The organism is Corynebacterium sp. SCR221107, assembly GCF_027886475.1.
GTDB lineage: Bacteria > Actinomycetota > Actinomycetes > Mycobacteriales > Mycobacteriaceae > Corynebacterium.
This window is the reverse complement of sequence record NZ_CP115670.1, coordinates 1,648,459-1,663,728: the sequence shown is the minus strand read 5'-3', so window position 1 is coordinate 1,663,728 and position 15,270 is coordinate 1,648,459. Positions and strand designations below refer to the sequence as shown.

The following is a 15,270-nucleotide window of genomic DNA, read 5'->3' as shown; positions in this document are numbered from 1 at the left end:
TCATGAATATCGAGTCCATGTATCAGGAAGTTATCCTGGATCACTATAAGAACCCGCAGTATGCGGGGTTGCGTGAACCGCATGACTGCGAGGTCCACCACGTGAACCCCAGCTGTGGCGACGAGCTGACTCTTCGAGTGAAGCTGTCGGAGGATGGTTCCACGGTGGAAGACGTTTCCTATGAGGCCCAGGGCTGTTCCATCAGTCAGGCATCAACCTCTGTCATGGCTGAGGAGATCATTGGCCAGACTGTGGACGATGCCATGGCCAAGCTAGGCGACTTTGAAAAGATGATCACCTCTCGTGGCAAATACGATGGTGACGAGGATTTGATCGGCGACGGCATCGCCTTTTCCGGCGTGTCGAAGTACCCCGCACGCGTGAAATGCGCGTTGCTTGGATGGAAGGCGTTCCAAGCAGCGGCTTCCGAAGCATTGGAGAACAAATGAGTGAAGAAAACACCCCGGTGGAGGAGCAGGTAACCTCCTCGCTCGGCGACGCCGCCGAAGAGACGTTGCCTCAGCGTCCGCCCCAGTCCGACGAGGACTTCGCCAAGGCTGCAGATGTTGAAGAGTATCTGCGCGACGTGATCGACCCCGAGCTCGGCATCAATGTCGTAGACCTCGGTTTGGTTTACGATATTTGGATCGAAAACGGCAACGAGGCGCAGGTCAACATGACCTTGACCTCTCCGGCCTGTCCACTGACCGACATCCTCGAGGATCAGGCTCAGTCCGCTGTCGTTGGAAATGGCGTGGTGGACAAGCTCACGCTGAATTGGGTGTGGATGCCCCCATGGGGTCCGCACATGATCACTGAAGACGGACGTGAGCAGCTACGCGCGCTCGGGTTTAGCGTCTAGGAAATGATAAGCGCCCCCTTTTTAGAAGGGGCGCTTGAATTTTTGCTCAACGAGCCTGTCCTAGTGTCGGATGAGGTTTTCAGCAATCGAGTAGTGTGCTTCGGTATTCGCGGCTATGTCTCGAGGGTGACTCCGGGCGCTAGCTCGACGAGTCTCAGGCCATCGTCGGTGACATCAAAAACCGCGGCGCTGGTAATGATTCTTTCGACGACTCCGGCTGCGGTGAGCGGATAGGTACATTCATGCAGGAGGCGAGGGGTGCCGTTTTTCTCGGTGTGCTCGAGAACGGCGATGACACGTTGTGCTCCCTTGACGAGGTCCATCGCACCGCCCATGCCGTTCATCTTGCGGCCGGGAATGCCCCAATTGGCGATGTCTCCGCGCTCGGAGACCTGGAAGGCCCCAAGAATTGCGGTGTTGACGTGTCCGCCGCGGATCATGGAGAAGCTCGTTGAGGAGCTAAATGTGGCACCACCCGGTTTCAGGGTGGTGGTGGCCTTACCTGGGTTAATGAGATCGGCATTGACTTCTTCCTCTGTAGGGAACGGGCCGATATTGAGGATTCCATTCTCACCGTGCAGCACAACGCTAATTCCTTCTGGCACGTGGCTGGCTGCTTCGGTAGGAATGCCCACACCAAGGTTGACGTATTCACCATCCCGCAATTCTTGTGCGGCACGAACGCTTATGCCGATGCGGTTCCATCCCTTGCCGTCTTCGCGGAGAAGCGCGGCCCTAGTTTCTGTGGAGTGATCGACTTTATCGCGCAGACGAACAATTTCGATAGGCTTATCCCTAGCTTGTTCCGGGGTAAGCGGAAAGCGCATGGGTGACGGAACCGTCAGTGACTGGCTATTGGGAACCTTGCACTGTCCATTCGGAAGCGGTCACATGGGTGTCACCGCCGAAAACATCGCCCGCGAGCACGGAATCTCGCGCGAAGATCAGGACCTGTGCGCAGCCACGAGTCAGTCACGGACACTAGAAGCGATCGAGGCGAGACTATTTGCCGAAGAAATCGCTCCCGTTACCTTGAACACAAAGAACGGCACGACGGTGTTTGATACCGACGAGCACCCGCGCGCGACAACACTTGATAAGCTCGCGGCGCTGCCTCCGGCCTTTCAAAGCCAAGGAACGGTGACTGCAGGAAACGCGTCGGGCATCAACGACGGTGCTGCAGCGGTGTTGCTTGCCTCTCGTTCGGCGGTCGAGCGCGAAGGGCTCAAGCCGCTGGCCCGTGTCGTCTCCTGGGCAGTAGCGGGCGTGCCCCCTCACCTCATGGGACTCGGGCCCATCCCGGCGGTGCCTAAGGCATTGGCGGCAGCCGGCCTTCAGCTCTCGGACATCGGGGTGATCGAATCGAACGAGGCCTTCGCCGCCCAGGCGTTGGCGGTTTCCCGCGCGCTGAACCTCGATCCGGAAATCGTCAATCCGCTTGGTGGCGCGATCGCGCTCGGGCACCCGGTCGGCGCGGCGGGAGTGATCCTGACAGTCAAGGCTTTGCACCACATGCGGCGAAACTCCATCCGCTACGGACTGATCACCATGTGTATCGGCGGGGGTCAAGGCATTGCGCTTGTCATTGAGGGGGTTTAGGCCGTGACACCTCCAACAGCACCAGTTCCAGTGCCTCTTCTTGAAAAGCCTGTGAGAAAGGCAGTGGTTATCGGGTCCGGCTCAATGGGCTCCGGAATCGCGGCATTGCTCGCCAGCACGGGGGCGAAGGTTTGTCTATTGGATGTGGCCAGCGCTACTCCCGATCGCAATGCCCGTGCTGCGGCGGGGCGTGATATCCAAATCAAGCGAAAGGGCTTTACCCACCCGAGTTTCGCCGACAATATCACGGTGGGAAACACGGAAGACGACCTCGAGGCGGTTAGCAATGCCGACTGGGTGATTGAAGCCATTTATGAAAATGTGGACGCCAAGCTCGCCCTCTACGCCGCGCTCGAACCTCACCTGGGCGAAAGCACGGTGATCTCCTCGAACACCTCCACAATCCCATTGGATACCCTGAATAGTCAGATGGGTGCGTCGATGAAAAGACGGTTCTTCATCACACACTTCTTCAATCCTCCACGGGGCACGAAGCTGGTCGAGCTCGTCGTGGGCCCTGACAATGATCCAGCGGTTGGCGCCTGGCTTCGAACGGTGCTTGACCAGCAATTGGGTAAGCACACGCTCGTGTGCCGCGATACCCCGGGTTTCATCGCCAATCGCGTCGGTAATCTATGGATGGCCGCGGCGGCGTCGATCGCCCTCGACGAGGGCATTCCCCTTGAGCTTTCCGACGCCGTGGCCGCGCGACCATTCGGGGTTCCACGCACCGGAACTTTGGGCTCTTCGACTACGTTGGATTGCAGCTCGTCCCCGACGTGTGGGGCTCAACCCCCAGTGCAGTCGGTGCCCATGATGCGTACCGGCGATTCAACATAGCAAACAACGAAATATTTGCTGAACTTATCGAACGCGGCCTCACCGGACGCACCGGAGATTCCGGCTTCTACCGTGGCAGCGGGGAAGTCATCGACTTTAGTACCCCAGATAAGCTTCACTATCGGCGCGTCGATGAGCGCCATGCGGGCCAAGGAAGAAAACAGCTCTCGGAGCTGCTCCAAGAAGACTTTGTCGCTGGCCGGTGTGCCCGCGACGTATTCCTCACCACCCTGGTGTATTGCTGCGAAGTCGCAGAAGAAATCGCCACTACAGTCGAGGACATCGACGTTTCCTTGCAGCTGGGCTATGGCTGGAAAAAGGGGCCTTTTGCCCTAGCAGATGGCCTCGGCCTAGATACCGTGGCTCAACTGATCAACGACTACAACCAAACAAAGCCCGGCGAACGGGAGCTGGCGATGCCGCCATTGCTCACACAGGCTATGAAGGCCGGCGGCTTTTATCCCGAGCCTAGTTCTGTCCTCAGCTCCAAAGGTGAGGTGAGCGCGCGATCTCCCGGTGCCCAGGTGCGCAGCGCAGCCCAGCTCTCCGTCGACGATGCGCTGTACATGAATGAGGATTCGAGCATTGTGTTGGAGGGAGAGGTTGGAATACTCCTGCTCACAACGAAGCTGGGCACCATCACCGCGGGGGTTCTCAGCGCCGTCGAGGCTGCTTGTGAGCTTGCCGAGGAAGGCCGCTTCCGGGCGCTGGTCATTGCCAACCGTCGGCCAGGGGTTTTCTCCGCCGGTGCTGATCTGAAGATTCTTGGGGAGATTGCGGCCGGTGGCAGCACCGGTCAAGCGAAGTCCACCCCTGCTGCCGGCACCACAGCATCGTCCGCACCCAAGGTAGCTGGCGAATCCGGATTCATCGAGCGGGGCATCGCGGCCTTGCAGCGGCTGAAATATGCTCCGGTGCCGGTGGTCGCCGCGCTCGAAGGATTTGCCTTGGGCGGCGGAGCGGAGCTGAAGCTGCATTGCGATGCCGCGGTGGTGCAGTGGGATACCAAGATTGGATTTCCCGAGCGTGAGGTTGGTTTGTTTGCCGGGTGGGGCGGGCCCATCCAGCAGGTCATCCGTTAGCAGCAGCAGGGACGAACGGATGCCATTGCGGTGGCCCTTGCCTTTTCGGCCGAGGCCACCCCGGCGCGCGGGGCATATCCGGCCTGGGAGTTGGGACTGCTGACCGACGCCGACCAGATCGTGGCAAGTGGGCAGCTGGTGTTCGAAGCGGCCGTGCGGCTTGCTTGGGACTTAAGCATTGATTATCGCCCGCCACAACCTGCAGTCGTAGCCTTGGACATGCGTTCGGCGCCAAAGCTAGCCACCAGGTGGTTCGCCGAGGGCTTCGACGGCGCCGATCGCGGAAGCGTGATGGCGTTGGCGCGGCTTTTTACCGGCGATGTATCCAAGCCGCAGGCATCCGAGCCCGAGCTGTATCGGCGCAGCGCCGAGCTTGCCCATCAATTGGTGGCGCAGCCAGAGAATGTGGCAAAGATCCGCAGCGCGCTGGCTCGTCTATCCGGGTAATTACAGGCGCCGAACAACGTGCCTACCGCCGTGCTTTCCGACGCCTAACGGCCTGCAACCTGTGGGCGTCGGCAAGCAAAAGAACCGAAGTTGTATCTGCTAAGGTGGCTGTTTGTGATTGTGACCAATGATTTCGAAGTTCGCGTCGGTGCCCGCACCCTCCTTCATGCTCCAGGGCAACACTTAAGGGTGCAACCAGGCGATCGCATCGGACTCGTTGGCCGCAACGGTGCAGGCAAGACCACAACGATGCGCATCCTGGCGGGGGAGACCGAACCGTATGCTGGCTCGGTTACCCGCAGCGGGGAGATCGGCTACCTGCCCCAGGACTCTCGCGAGGGAAACATTGAGCAAACCGCCCGCGACCGTGTGCTTTCCGCCCGCGGGCTGGACTCCATCCAGCGCAATATGGAGCGCCAGCAAGAAATTATGGAGACCACCGAGGACGAGCGCAAGCGCAACGCCGCGATCAAGAAGTACTCCCGGCTGGAGGAGCGCTACCACCAACTCGGCGGCTATGAGGCAGCCAGCGAATGCGCCCAGATTTGCGACAATTTGGGTTTGCCCGCGCGCATTTTGGACCAGCCACTCAAGACGCTGTCCGGCGGACAGCGCCGCCGCGTGGAGTTGGCCCAGATCCTCTTTGCCGCCTCGGCCGGTTCCGGAAAGTCCCAGACCACCTTGCTGCTTGACGAGCCGACCAACCACCTGGATGCCGATTCCATCACCTGGCTGCGCGACTTCCTTTCCAAGCACGAGGGCGGGCTCATCATGATTTCCCACGACGTGGAACTGCTTGACGCCGTGTGCAACAAGGTGTGGTTCTTGGATGCCGTGCGTGCGGAGGCCGATGTGTACAACATGAGCTTCGCTAAGTACAAGGACGCCCGCGCAACCGATGAGGCACGGCGCCGCAGGGAACGCGCCAACGCGGAGAAGAAAGCGTCCGCGTTGCGCGACCAGGCCGCGCGTTTGGGTGCGAAGGCCACCAAAGCCGCCGCCGCCAAGCAGATGCTCGCCCGTGCGGAACGCATGATGGGCAGCCTCGATGAGGTCCGCGTGGCCGATCGCGTAGCCCACATCTCCTTCCCGGAGCCGGCTCCGTGCGGCAAGACCCCGCTTTTTGCCAAGGGGCTGACCAAAATGTACGGCTCGCTGGAGGTCTTCGCCGGTGTCGACTTGGCCATCGACAAGGGCTCGCGCGTGGTGGTGCTCGGCTTCAACGGCGCGGGCAAGACGACGCTGCTGAAGCTCTTGGCGGGCGTGGAACGCACCGACGGCGAAGGCGGAATCGTTACCGGCCACGGCCTCAAAATCGGTTACTTCGCCCAGGAACACGACACCATCGACCCCAACAAGTCCGTGTGGGAAAACACCATCGAAGCCTGCCCCGAGGCAGGTGAGCAGGACCTGCGCGGCCTGCTGGGTGCGTTTATGTTTTCTGGGGAACAGCTCGACCAGCCCGCTGGCACCCTCTCCGGTGGTGAGAAGACACGCCTTGCGCTGGCTGCGCTGGTGAGCTCGCGCGCCAATGTCCTGCTGCTCGACGAGCCCACCAACAACTTGGATCCGGTCTCCCGCGAACAGGTCCTCGATGCCTTGCGTACCTACAAGGGTGCCGTCGTTTTGGTGACTCACGATCCCGGCGCTGTGCGCGCTCTCGAGCCGGAGCGCGTCATCGTGCTTCCCGACGGCGACGAGGATCTATGGAATGACTCCTATATGGAAATCGTCGAGCTTGCCTAACGCAACCTACAAAAGCGCAGCTAATCGGCGCCAATTTCAGCCGTTTTGCCCGCAATAACCCGCGCAGCGCCTGCAATCGTCGCCCACGCCATATCTTGCGCCGAGGGCCACTAGCGCGGGGAGGTGTCGGGCGCTTTTTAAGTACTCGCGTGTCTCGTGGCCTTTAGCACGACCTTCACCAGCACACCAGGTGTGAAGGGCGGAGACCCACGTAAGTTGACGTGCTGTCCATGCTGGCGCAGTTCCCGAATCTTCGGAGTGGTCACGGTGTAGAATCGGTGGCATGAAGTGTTCGAAAAAATCTGCTGGCAATAAGAAAAATAAGTGCTGCGGGGGCAAGTGCCACTGTCGCCACAAGGGCGGCCACAAGAAGTGGAGCGACCTGACCGATCGCCAAAGGAAGATCATTACCGTGGCGGTGCCGATCGATCTGGCGCTGAAGGCAACGGCCTGGCATTTCCTCTACCACTTACCTAAGGAACGCATCCGCGGTTCGAAGGTAGTATGGGGCGTGGTTACCAGCGTCGTTGGTACCTTCGGCCCGCTGGCATTCCTCGTCGGCGGCATCAAGAAGAAGGACCACGCTCAGTAGCTTGCTCCACCGAAGCTATGCGGGTGTAGGTCTATGCAGGGGACTTGTGATTGACTTTCCTTATGGGAATCTCAACCGCTATCGGTTTGGCCACTGCCTCCGGCCTCAACGCCTACATTCCGTTGCTTGTGTACGGGCTGCTGGCCCGGTACACGGACTTTGTCAGCCTGCCCGAGGGGTGGCTGTGGCTGACTGATCCGATCCTGCTTGGCATCGTCGGAGTCTTATTGCTCATCGAGATCGTTGCGGACAAGGTGCCCGCCATCGACTCAGTCAACGACATCATCCAGACCCTCATTAGGCCGACCTCTGGCGGGCTCATGTTCGCATCGGCCTTCGCGGAGGAGACCGTAAACTCCTCGAGTGTGTTTGCCGAACCGAAGACCTGGCTCATGCTTGGCATTGGATTCGTCATGGCCCTTGTGATGCACCTGCTGAAGACCACCGCCCGCCCGGCCGTCAATGCCACAACCCTTGGGGTGGGCGCCCCGGTAGTCTCAACGGCGGAAGATGTCGTGTCGGCGTCCCTGAGCTTTGCGGCGGTGTTTGCCCCGGCGTTGGTAATCGCAGTGCTGGTAATAGCGGTCGCGCCCCTGGTTTGGCTGGTCTACCGCTACCGTAGGTACGTCGGCAAGCAGCGAACACGCCGAGCTGAAGGAATTCAGCACGTTAGGACGCTGCCTTCGCAAGATATAAGCTAGGCTGCCTGCATTGGCGGCATATTCAAAGGCCCTGCCTCACACACCAAATCTAAGGTGTGGCGCAGGGCCTTTGAAGCTTCAAGGCTGCGCTAGTTGCGGAAGCCGTGCACGGGGGCGGGGATGAAGCCGCCACGGTGGATAAATTCGGAGTTGTCCACGGTGGAAACGGGGATGACTGGGGCATAGCCAAGCAGGCCGCCAAAGTTGACCTCGTCGCCGGGCTTGGTGTCGGGCACAGGGATGACACGCACCGCGGTAGTCTTATGGTTCATCACACCGATGGCCGCCTCGTCGGCGATCATGCCGGAGATGAGCTCGGCGGAAGTGTCCCCAGGGATGGCGATCATGTCCAGGCCGACAGAGCAAATCGCCGTCATCGCCTCGAGCTTCTCGATGGAGATATTTCCCGCACGCACCGAGTCGATCATGCCCTTGTCCTCCGAGACGGGAATGAAGGAGCCGGACAAGCCGCCCACACGCGAGCAGGCCATCATGCCGCCCTTCTTCACGGCGTCGTTGAGCAGCGCGAGAGCCGCGGTGGTGCCGTGGGTGCCCACTTGGGCAAGGCCCATGTGCTCCATGATGTGGGCAACGGAATCACCCAGCTCCGCGGTGGGGGCCAGCGAGAGGTCGACGATGCCGAAAGGCACTCCGAGTCGCTCCGAGGCCATGGTGCCCACCAACTGGCCAGCGCGGGTGATCTTGAAGGCGGCCTTCTTGATGGCCTCGGCCACCTCGTTGAGGGAAGCGCCATCGAGATCGCCGAGTGCGCGGTTGACCACGCCGGGGCCGGAGACGCCGACGCTGACCACGCAGTCGGCCTCCTCGACGCCGTGGAAGGCGCCGGCCATAAACGGGTTATCGCCCACGGCGTTGGCGAAGACCACGAGCTTCGCACAGGCGATGGCGGAGTTGTCCTTGGTGAGTTCGGCGGCCTCCTTGATAACCTGGCCCATCGTACGTACGGCGTCCATGTTGATGCCTGCGCGCGAGGAACCGATGTTGACCGAGGAGCAGACCACATCGGTGACCGTCAGTGCCTCGGGGATGGAGCGGATGAGCCGCTCGTCACCGGGGGTGATGCCCTTTTCCACGAGGGCGGAGTAGCCACCGATGAAGTTCACGCCCACGGCCTTGGCCGCGCGGTCAAGCGCCTTGGCGATCTCGACGGGTGAGCCCTCGACGGACTGGGCGATAAGTGCGATCGGGGTCACCGAGATTCGCTTGTTCACGATCGGGATGCCGAGCTCGCGCTCGATGCCCTCGCATTCGGACACGAGGTTGGCCGCCTTGGTGGTGATCTTGTCGTAGATCGCGTCGCAGGTTTCTTCCAGGGAGCCGCGGATGCAGTCCAGCAGGCTGATTCCCATGGTGACGGTGCGGATGTCGAGGCGATACTTCTCGATCATCGCAATGGTCTCGAGGATGTTCGAGGTGGAGTGTTGAATCGTCATTGGTTTCGCTGGCCTCGCTTAGATGACGTTCATCGCGTCGAAGATGGCCTGCGATTGGATGCGGATGACCAGCGCTTCCTTCTCGCCGACCTCGTCCATGCGCTTTTGGATTGTCGCGATATCGACTTCCTTCTCATCGAAGGCGACATGCAGGATCATGGTGAAGTACTCACCCATCAGTGTCTGGGCGACGTTGTGAATATTAACGTTCAGCTCCGCACATGCGGTGGATACGGCAGCGATGATTCCAGTGTGGTCAACACCCGTGACGGTCATAATGGCAAACATGTTTTCTCATGTTACGCCACGACAGGCAAGTGATTCATCTTGGCGTGACCATATGACAGACCCTGAGCGAACTGTGCAGGCGTTAGTTGCTTTCTTGGACAAAATGGCAAGTGAATGGGTGCGGTGCGTTGGTCGGAGACTTAAGGTTGGTGTGGTGAGCCCCTTTTATTCCTTGACCTACCCACGGGAACTCGTGTTGTCGAGTCTTGCTGTGGCACTGGATTTGCCACTGCCGGCCACAGAGTACACCAGTGCCATCTCGCGCATAGAGGTGGGCTGGGGGGCGTGACTGCTTCCTGCGGGTGGTGGCGGCGCACCGGCGTCTTGACGTGCACCGCGGCGCCGGGTTCCAGGCATCACGGGAGGGCAGCCTGGTTCGGCTGCGGTGGGGGCCTATTTTTAATGCGTGCAGCATCCCCGTCGATACCTTGCTTTACGACGATTGCCTGGCGGGTGCGAAAGAAGAGTTGTCGCGCGTACCAGATGGCGCTGGTGGCGCCCTTGGATAGTCACGTGACGAAGTTGAGCGAATTGGGGCTTGGCCTCAAGGCGGCCTACGTATTCGTCTACGGCACCCTGCGGCGTCACATCGAAAACGGGGAAGAAGCCTTTATCATCAGCCTCGACCGCGATGACCGCGTCGAAGTTTGTGTGGCATCCATTTCGAATACGGCCTGGCGGCCAGCCAGACTGCTAAGCCCGGTGGCTAGACTGGGGCAAAAGATCATCACCGCGCGCTACCTGCGGGCCTATCAATCCGTGGCAGGTGGCTAACGGATACCAGCCGCGATATCGACGAAATTGCGTAATACCTGGTGGGCTGGATCATAATCGTGCTTATTGATCTCAGACAGGATGGAGTCGTACTCGTCAGGAGAAAAATACCCGTAGTCAAAATAGAAATCCATGCGGGTCTTCATAGCCGCGGCATCCATCTCGGCGTGGAATTGGCATGCCCATGAGGTCTCATTGGCACGCACGATCTGCACTGGGCACGAAGGACCCGAAGCCAACAGTTGTGCACCGCGCCCGGTGGTCACGGCGTTTTCCGTGTGTCCAGTCAAAGCAAGGAATTCGTCAGGAAGGCCCTTGGTGAGGCGATCGGTCTTGCCAGCCTCAGTCAACTGAACCACGGTTGCTCCAGAATCTTCGGCAAATTCCCGATTAATCTGGCCCCCATTCAGATGTGCCACAAGCGTGTTGCCAAAGCAGAGGAAGAAGGTTGGCTTTGGGATCTCCAGCAGGGAGTTGAGCTCCTCGTGGACCTTGTGTTGCCACGCAGAGTATTCTTCGCTGGTCACAAGCAATGGGCTGCCGCCGACAATGATTCCGCTGAACTCGCCGGTATTGCCCACCTGCTTGGTCTCATCGTCGAGCATTCGCTGGGTGAGCTGGTGAGCGGAAAGGCCGGTGGCCTTTAAGACATCAGCGTATTCAGCAGCAGCGATATCCTCGCCGGTGCGAGGAGAAACAAGCAGGATATTGACCATAAAGAGAAATCTTAGTAATAAAGGCTAAAGTTGTGAAAATTGGCACAAAAGAACGTGTTCGCTGCCTTTATGCAGGTAAAGAGGGCAGCATGAAAAACTGATGTTTTCGCTTGTGGTGTGGTTTTTTGAAACCTGATACTGGGGATAATTCCGTCAGCTTGTTCGAGGAAGGTGTCTTGTGCTCAGTGGCTCGCTAGGAGTGAACGCTTGCGCGAACACTACTTTCAACCAGAGTGAGTACTGCCTCTAGTTCCTCGGTGGGCGCGCCTGAGGCGAGACGGGTGATAAAGCCATCCATGACCACCTCGAGATAGGTGTGCAGGACGCTGATGGGTACATCGCTGCGCATGGAACCGCGCTTAGCGTTGGATTCCAAGCGGCGCATGACGGCCTCGTCGAGTACCTTTTGATGGGCCTGCCACTTTGCGCGAAAAACCGGATCGGTGCGCAGCATCTTCGTAATCTCAAGCCGGGTGGCAAGCCAGTCATAGCGTTCTGGGTGGGCAAGCATGTCCCTCATGACTTCCACGAGGCCGTTGTCGGCGACCACCTCGGCCATACGAGCAGCATCCTCGCGGGCAAGCGCCAGAAAGAGGTTCTCTTTGTCGCCGAAGTGGTGAAAGATAGCACCGCGAGACTTGCCGGTTGCTTCTTCCAGCCGGCGCACGGTAGCCCCCTCGAATCCGTGTTCCGCGAAGCATTTACGAGCACCTTCTAGGATCTCATTGCGACGTGAGTTGAGCTCGGCGTTGCTCACAACCGGCATGAGTGCTCCCTTCGATGGCTTCGATCGGTGGATATGTGAGTGGGTGAAGCATGAGTACTGCTTCGAATGAAGTTAGAAATCAAGTCTGAAAAGGGAATTCCTGTGGGAAAACCCTATGGCTTGAGGGGCCGAACACGGCGGTTCGACCCCTCAAAAGCGACACCGAAGGCCACCGGTCACAGACTAGGGTGATCGGTGGTTATCCTTTGGTGTCTTGCATTGGCTCGTCCACGTGGAGGGAACGCTCCCAAGCGTTTCCTTAGGAGTTAGCCATCTGGCGCAGCACGTACTGCAGGATGCCGCCGTGGCGGTAGTAGTCAGCCTCACCAGGGGTGTCGATGCGGACTACCGCGTCGAACTCAACGACATCGCCGTTGACCTTGGTTGCGGTGACCTTTACGGTCTTCGGGGTGACACCATTGTTGAGCTCTTCGATACCGGTGATATCGAAGGTCTCGGTGCCGTCCAGGCCGAGGGATGCGTGGGACTCGCCAGCAGGGAACTGCAGCGGGATGACACCCATACCGATGAGGTTGGAGCGGTGGATACGCTCGAAGGACTCGGTGATGACTGCCTTGACACCCAGCAGGTTGGTGCCCTTTGCGGCCCAGTCACGGGAAGAACCGGTGCCGTACTCCTTGCCGCCCAGGACGACCAGCGGAATGCCGGCTGCCTTGTAGTTCTGGCAAGCATCGAAGATGAAGGCCTGCGGGCCGCCCTCCTGGGTGAAGTCGCGAGTGTAGCCACCGGCAACGTCAACCAGCTGGTTCTGGAGGCGGATGTTGGCGAAGGTGCCGCGCATCATGACCTCGTGGTTACCACGACGCGAACCCAAGGAGTTGTAGTCCACGCGCGCAACGCCGTTGGCGTCGAGGTACTGAGCGGCAGGGGTGCCCGGCTTGATGGAGGAAGCAGGGGAGATGTGGTCGGTGGTGACCGAGTCGCCCAGCTTAGCCAGGACGCGTGCGCCCTTGATGTCGGTGACCGGCTGCGGCTCGAGGGTCATGCCATCGAAGTAAGGAGCCTTGCGGATGTAGGTGGAAGACTCATCCCAAGCGAAGGTCTTGCCCTCCGGAACCGGCAGGTTCTGCCAGGTCTCGTCGCCCAGGAAGACGTCCTTGTAGTCCTCTTCGTAGAGCTCGCGAGAGATAGCCTGGTTGATGGTGGCCTCGATCTCCTCGGTGGAGGGCCAGATGTCCTTGAGGAAGACGTCATTGCCGTCCTGGTCCTGGCCAAGGGCCTGGGTCTCGAAGTCGAAGTCCATGGTGCCGGCGATGGCGTAGGCGATAACCATGATCGGGGAGGCCAGGTAGTTCATCTTCACGTCAGGGGAGATGCGGCCTTCGAAGTTGCGGTTACCGGACAGGACTGCGGTAGCGGTCAGGTCATGCTCGTTGATAGCAGCGGAGATCTCCTGCGGCAGCGGGCCGGAGTTACCAATACACGTGGTGCAGCCGAAGCCGGAGAGGTAGAAGCCCAGCGCCTCCAGATCCTTCCACAGGTCAGCGCGACGGAAGTAGCCGTCGACAACCTGGGAACCCGGTGCGCAGATGGTCTTGACCCAAGGCTTGGAGGTCAGGCCCTTTTCTGCGGCCTTGCGGGCGATCAGGCCAGCGCCGATCATGACGGAAGGGTTAGAGGTGTTGGTGCAGGAGGTGATGGAAGCGATAGCAACCATGCCGTGGTCGAGGGTGAACTCGCCGCCAGCTGCGGACTCGACGACCACCGGCTTGGAAGGACGGCCGGTGGAGCCGATGGCTGCGGACTCGCCGTGGCCTGGGCGGGCGCCGTTGAGGCCACCGGTGACGTCACCGGACTCAGGGGTGACGTTGCCACCCTCGCTGGTCATGCGACGAGCCTCAACGGTGGACTCGTCGATGCAGACCTCGTCGGTGGTGTAGTTGGACAGGTCCTTGCGGAACTGAGCCTTAGCCTCGGTCAGCAGGATTCGGTCCTGAGGACGCTTCGGGCCGGCGATGGAAGGAACCACGGTGGACAGGTCGAGCTCGAGGTACTCGGAGTACTCAGCCTCCGGAGCATCCTGCTCCAGCCACATGCCCTGTGCCTTTGCGTAGGCCTCGACTAGGGCAACCTGCTCCTCAGAGCGACCGGTCAGCAGCATGTACTTGGTGGTCTCCTCGTCGATCGGGAAGATCGCACAGGTGGAGCCGAACTCTGGGGACATGTTGCCGATGGTGGCACGGTTAGCCAGCGGAATGGACTTCACGCCGTTGCCGTAGAACTCGACGAACTTCTGGACAACGCCGTGGTTACGCAGCATCTCGGTGATGGTCAAAACCACGTCGGTGGCGGTCACGCCAGCAGGGATTTCGCCGGTGAGCTTGAAGCCGACCACCTTCGGGATGAGCATTGAGACGGGCTGGCCGAGCATGGCAGCCTCGGCCTCGATGCCACCCACGCCCCAGCCCAGGATGCCCAGGCCGTTTTCCATGGTGGTGTGGGAGTCAGTACCAATACAGGTGTCAGGGTAAGCTAGGCCCTCGTTGTCGAAGACGACGCGTGCCAGGTTCTCGATGTTGACCTGGTGGACGATGCCGGTTCCCGGAGGAACGACGCGGAAGTTGGAGAACGCCTTGGAGCCCCAGCGCAGGAACTTATAGCGCTCCTCGTTGCGCTGGTACTCGATCTCAACGTTCTTAGCCAGGGCGTCGGTGGAACCGAAGGCCTCGACGATAACGGAGTGGTCGATGACCATCTCTGCAGGGTTGAGAGGGTTAACCTTCTCCGGGTCGCCGCCTAGGGTCTTGACGGCCTCACGCATGGTAGCCAAGTCAACCACGCAAGGAACACCGGTAAAGTCCTGCATCAAAACGCGAGCAGGGGTGAACTGGATTTCGATGCTCGGCTCTGCAGTCGGGTCCCAGTTCGCGATAGCCTCAATGTGTTCGGTGGTGATGTTGGCGCCGTCCTCGGTGCGAAGGAGGTTCTCGCCGAGAACCTTCAGGGAGTACGGCAGCTTCTCCATGCCGGGAACAGCGCTGAGGGCGAAGTAGTCATAGGACTTCTCGCCAACTTCAAGCTTCTGCTTGGCGTTGAAGGAGTTCTTGCTTTCAGTCACAGTGAGCTCCACTTTCCATTTGGATATAGGTGATCAGTTGGGAATCTGTTCACACGTGCGAAAAGGCTTGCATTGGCTGGTGTTCGCACGCAGAAATATGCCTCGTTTGCGTAAATGGCACGCGAAACGTCGCCTGGCGCCAAGTTTAACAGTACGGGCGTTCTGTTGTATGCGGTTTCACCCCCGACACGGCAACTTTTGTGCGTCGGGTGACTACAAACCCATGGAGGGGTATGTGGCGCTACCCCCGCTTGTCGTTGTTGGTCGGCAAAGTTGCTTTCTGACGGTAACAATGCAGGCCGAAAGCTGCCTTCTTTTCCCCAC

The 15,270-nt window shown here is 59.8% G+C and carries 16 protein-coding genes; 10 read left to right on the top strand and 6 right to left on the bottom strand.

Annotated elements, in window-relative coordinates:
* Positions 1-2 precede the first annotated feature (2 nt).
* Together sufU and PAB09_RS07260 are read left to right on the top strand one after the other, a co-directional pair.
* The gene (gene sufU / locus PAB09_RS07265; RefSeq protein WP_271033050.1) at positions 3-449 is read left to right on the top strand and encodes a Fe-S cluster assembly sulfur transfer protein SufU; all 447 of its coding nucleotides are present in this window, start codon (positions 3-5) and stop codon (positions 447-449) included.
* Positions 446-862 carry a metal-sulfur cluster assembly factor gene (locus PAB09_RS07260; protein ID WP_271033049.1) on the top strand — a complete coding sequence of 139 codons (417 nt, stop codon included), beginning with the start codon at positions 446-448 and terminating at the stop codon, positions 860-862. The genes sufU and PAB09_RS07260 overlap by 4 nt, the downstream gene beginning before the upstream one ends.
* 113 nt (positions 863-975) lie before the next feature.
* Here the strand turns inward: PAB09_RS07260 and PAB09_RS07255 are convergent, their stop codons facing one another.
* Entirely contained in the window at positions 976-1,689 is a 714-nt protein-coding gene (locus tag PAB09_RS07255) for a 3-oxoacid CoA-transferase subunit B (protein ID WP_271033048.1), read from the bottom strand.
* Between PAB09_RS07255 and PAB09_RS07250 the strand changes: the two genes are divergently transcribed.
* From PAB09_RS07250 to PAB09_RS07220, 7 genes are all read left to right on the top strand, one after another.
* Positions 1,688-2,461, top strand: a complete 774-nt coding sequence (locus PAB09_RS07250; protein ID WP_271033047.1) for an acetyl-CoA C-acyltransferase — start codon at positions 1,688-1,690, stop codon at positions 2,459-2,461. The two genes, PAB09_RS07255 and PAB09_RS07250, sit on opposite strands and share 2 nt — an antisense overlap.
* An 84-nt stretch (positions 2,462-2,545) precedes the next feature.
* Complete coding sequence (locus PAB09_RS07245; protein WP_271033046.1) at positions 2,546-3,301, top strand: 3-hydroxyacyl-CoA dehydrogenase family protein; 756 nt, start codon at positions 2,546-2,548, stop codon at positions 3,299-3,301.
* On the top strand, positions 3,223-4,383 hold the full coding sequence (locus PAB09_RS07240) for an enoyl-CoA hydratase-related protein (RefSeq protein ID WP_271033045.1): 1,161 nt from the start codon (positions 3,223-3,225) through the stop codon (positions 4,381-4,383). Before PAB09_RS07245 ends, PAB09_RS07240 begins: the two co-directional genes overlap by 79 nt.
* A 30-nt stretch (positions 4,384-4,413) precedes the next feature.
* Entirely contained in the window at positions 4,414-4,830 is a 417-nt protein-coding gene (locus PAB09_RS07235; RefSeq protein WP_271033044.1) for a hypothetical protein, read from the top strand.
* Between the two features lie 114 nt (positions 4,831-4,944).
* Positions 4,945-6,576: an ABC-F family ATP-binding cassette domain-containing protein gene (locus PAB09_RS07230; protein WP_271033043.1), complete on the top strand. Its 1,632-nt coding sequence runs from the start codon at positions 4,945-4,947 to the stop codon at positions 6,574-6,576.
* Positions 6,577-6,859: 283 nt separating this feature from the next.
* The gene (locus PAB09_RS07225) at positions 6,860-7,168 is read left to right on the top strand and encodes a hypothetical protein (RefSeq protein ID WP_271033042.1); all 309 of its coding nucleotides are present in this window, start codon (positions 6,860-6,862) and stop codon (positions 7,166-7,168) included.
* A gap of 62 nt (positions 7,169-7,230) precedes the next feature.
* Positions 7,231-7,869 (top strand): DUF4126 domain-containing protein, encoded by a 639-nt coding sequence (locus tag PAB09_RS07220; RefSeq protein WP_271033041.1) that lies wholly within the window; start codon positions 7,231-7,233, stop codon positions 7,867-7,869.
* Between the two features lie 89 nt (positions 7,870-7,958).
* Here the strand turns inward: PAB09_RS07220 and PAB09_RS07215 are convergent, their stop codons facing one another.
* The gene (locus PAB09_RS07215; protein WP_271033040.1) at positions 7,959-9,323 is read right to left on the bottom strand and encodes a PFL family protein; all 1,365 of its coding nucleotides are present in this window, start codon (positions 9,321-9,323) and stop codon (positions 7,959-7,961) included.
* A gap of 18 nt (positions 9,324-9,341) precedes the next feature.
* Positions 9,342-9,611: an ACT domain-containing protein gene (locus PAB09_RS07210; RefSeq protein ID WP_271033039.1), complete on the bottom strand. Its 270-nt coding sequence runs from the start codon at positions 9,609-9,611 to the stop codon at positions 9,342-9,344.
* Between the two features lie 513 nt (positions 9,612-10,124).
* On the opposite strand from PAB09_RS07210, the gene PAB09_RS07205 reads away from it, so the two are divergent.
* Entirely contained in the window at positions 10,125-10,385 is a 261-nt protein-coding gene (locus PAB09_RS07205; RefSeq protein WP_271033038.1) for a DUF1990 family protein, read from the top strand.
* Here the strand turns inward: PAB09_RS07205 and PAB09_RS07200 are convergent.
* The 3 genes from PAB09_RS07200 to can form a co-directional block, all read right to left on the bottom strand.
* Complete coding sequence (locus PAB09_RS07200; RefSeq protein ID WP_271033037.1) at positions 10,382-11,101, bottom strand: glutamine amidotransferase; 720 nt, start codon at positions 11,099-11,101, stop codon at positions 10,382-10,384. The genes PAB09_RS07205 and PAB09_RS07200 overlap by 4 nt on opposite strands.
* 193 nt (positions 11,102-11,294) lie before the next feature.
* Positions 11,295-11,867, bottom strand: coding sequence for a TetR/AcrR family transcriptional regulator (locus PAB09_RS07195; RefSeq protein WP_271033036.1), 573 nt, complete (start codon positions 11,865-11,867; stop codon positions 11,295-11,297).
* 259 nt (positions 11,868-12,126) lie between these two features.
* Entirely contained in the window at positions 12,127-14,946 is a 2,820-nt protein-coding gene (gene can / locus PAB09_RS07190) for an aconitate hydratase (RefSeq protein WP_271033035.1), read from the bottom strand.
* Positions 14,947-15,270: the final 324 nt, after the last annotated feature.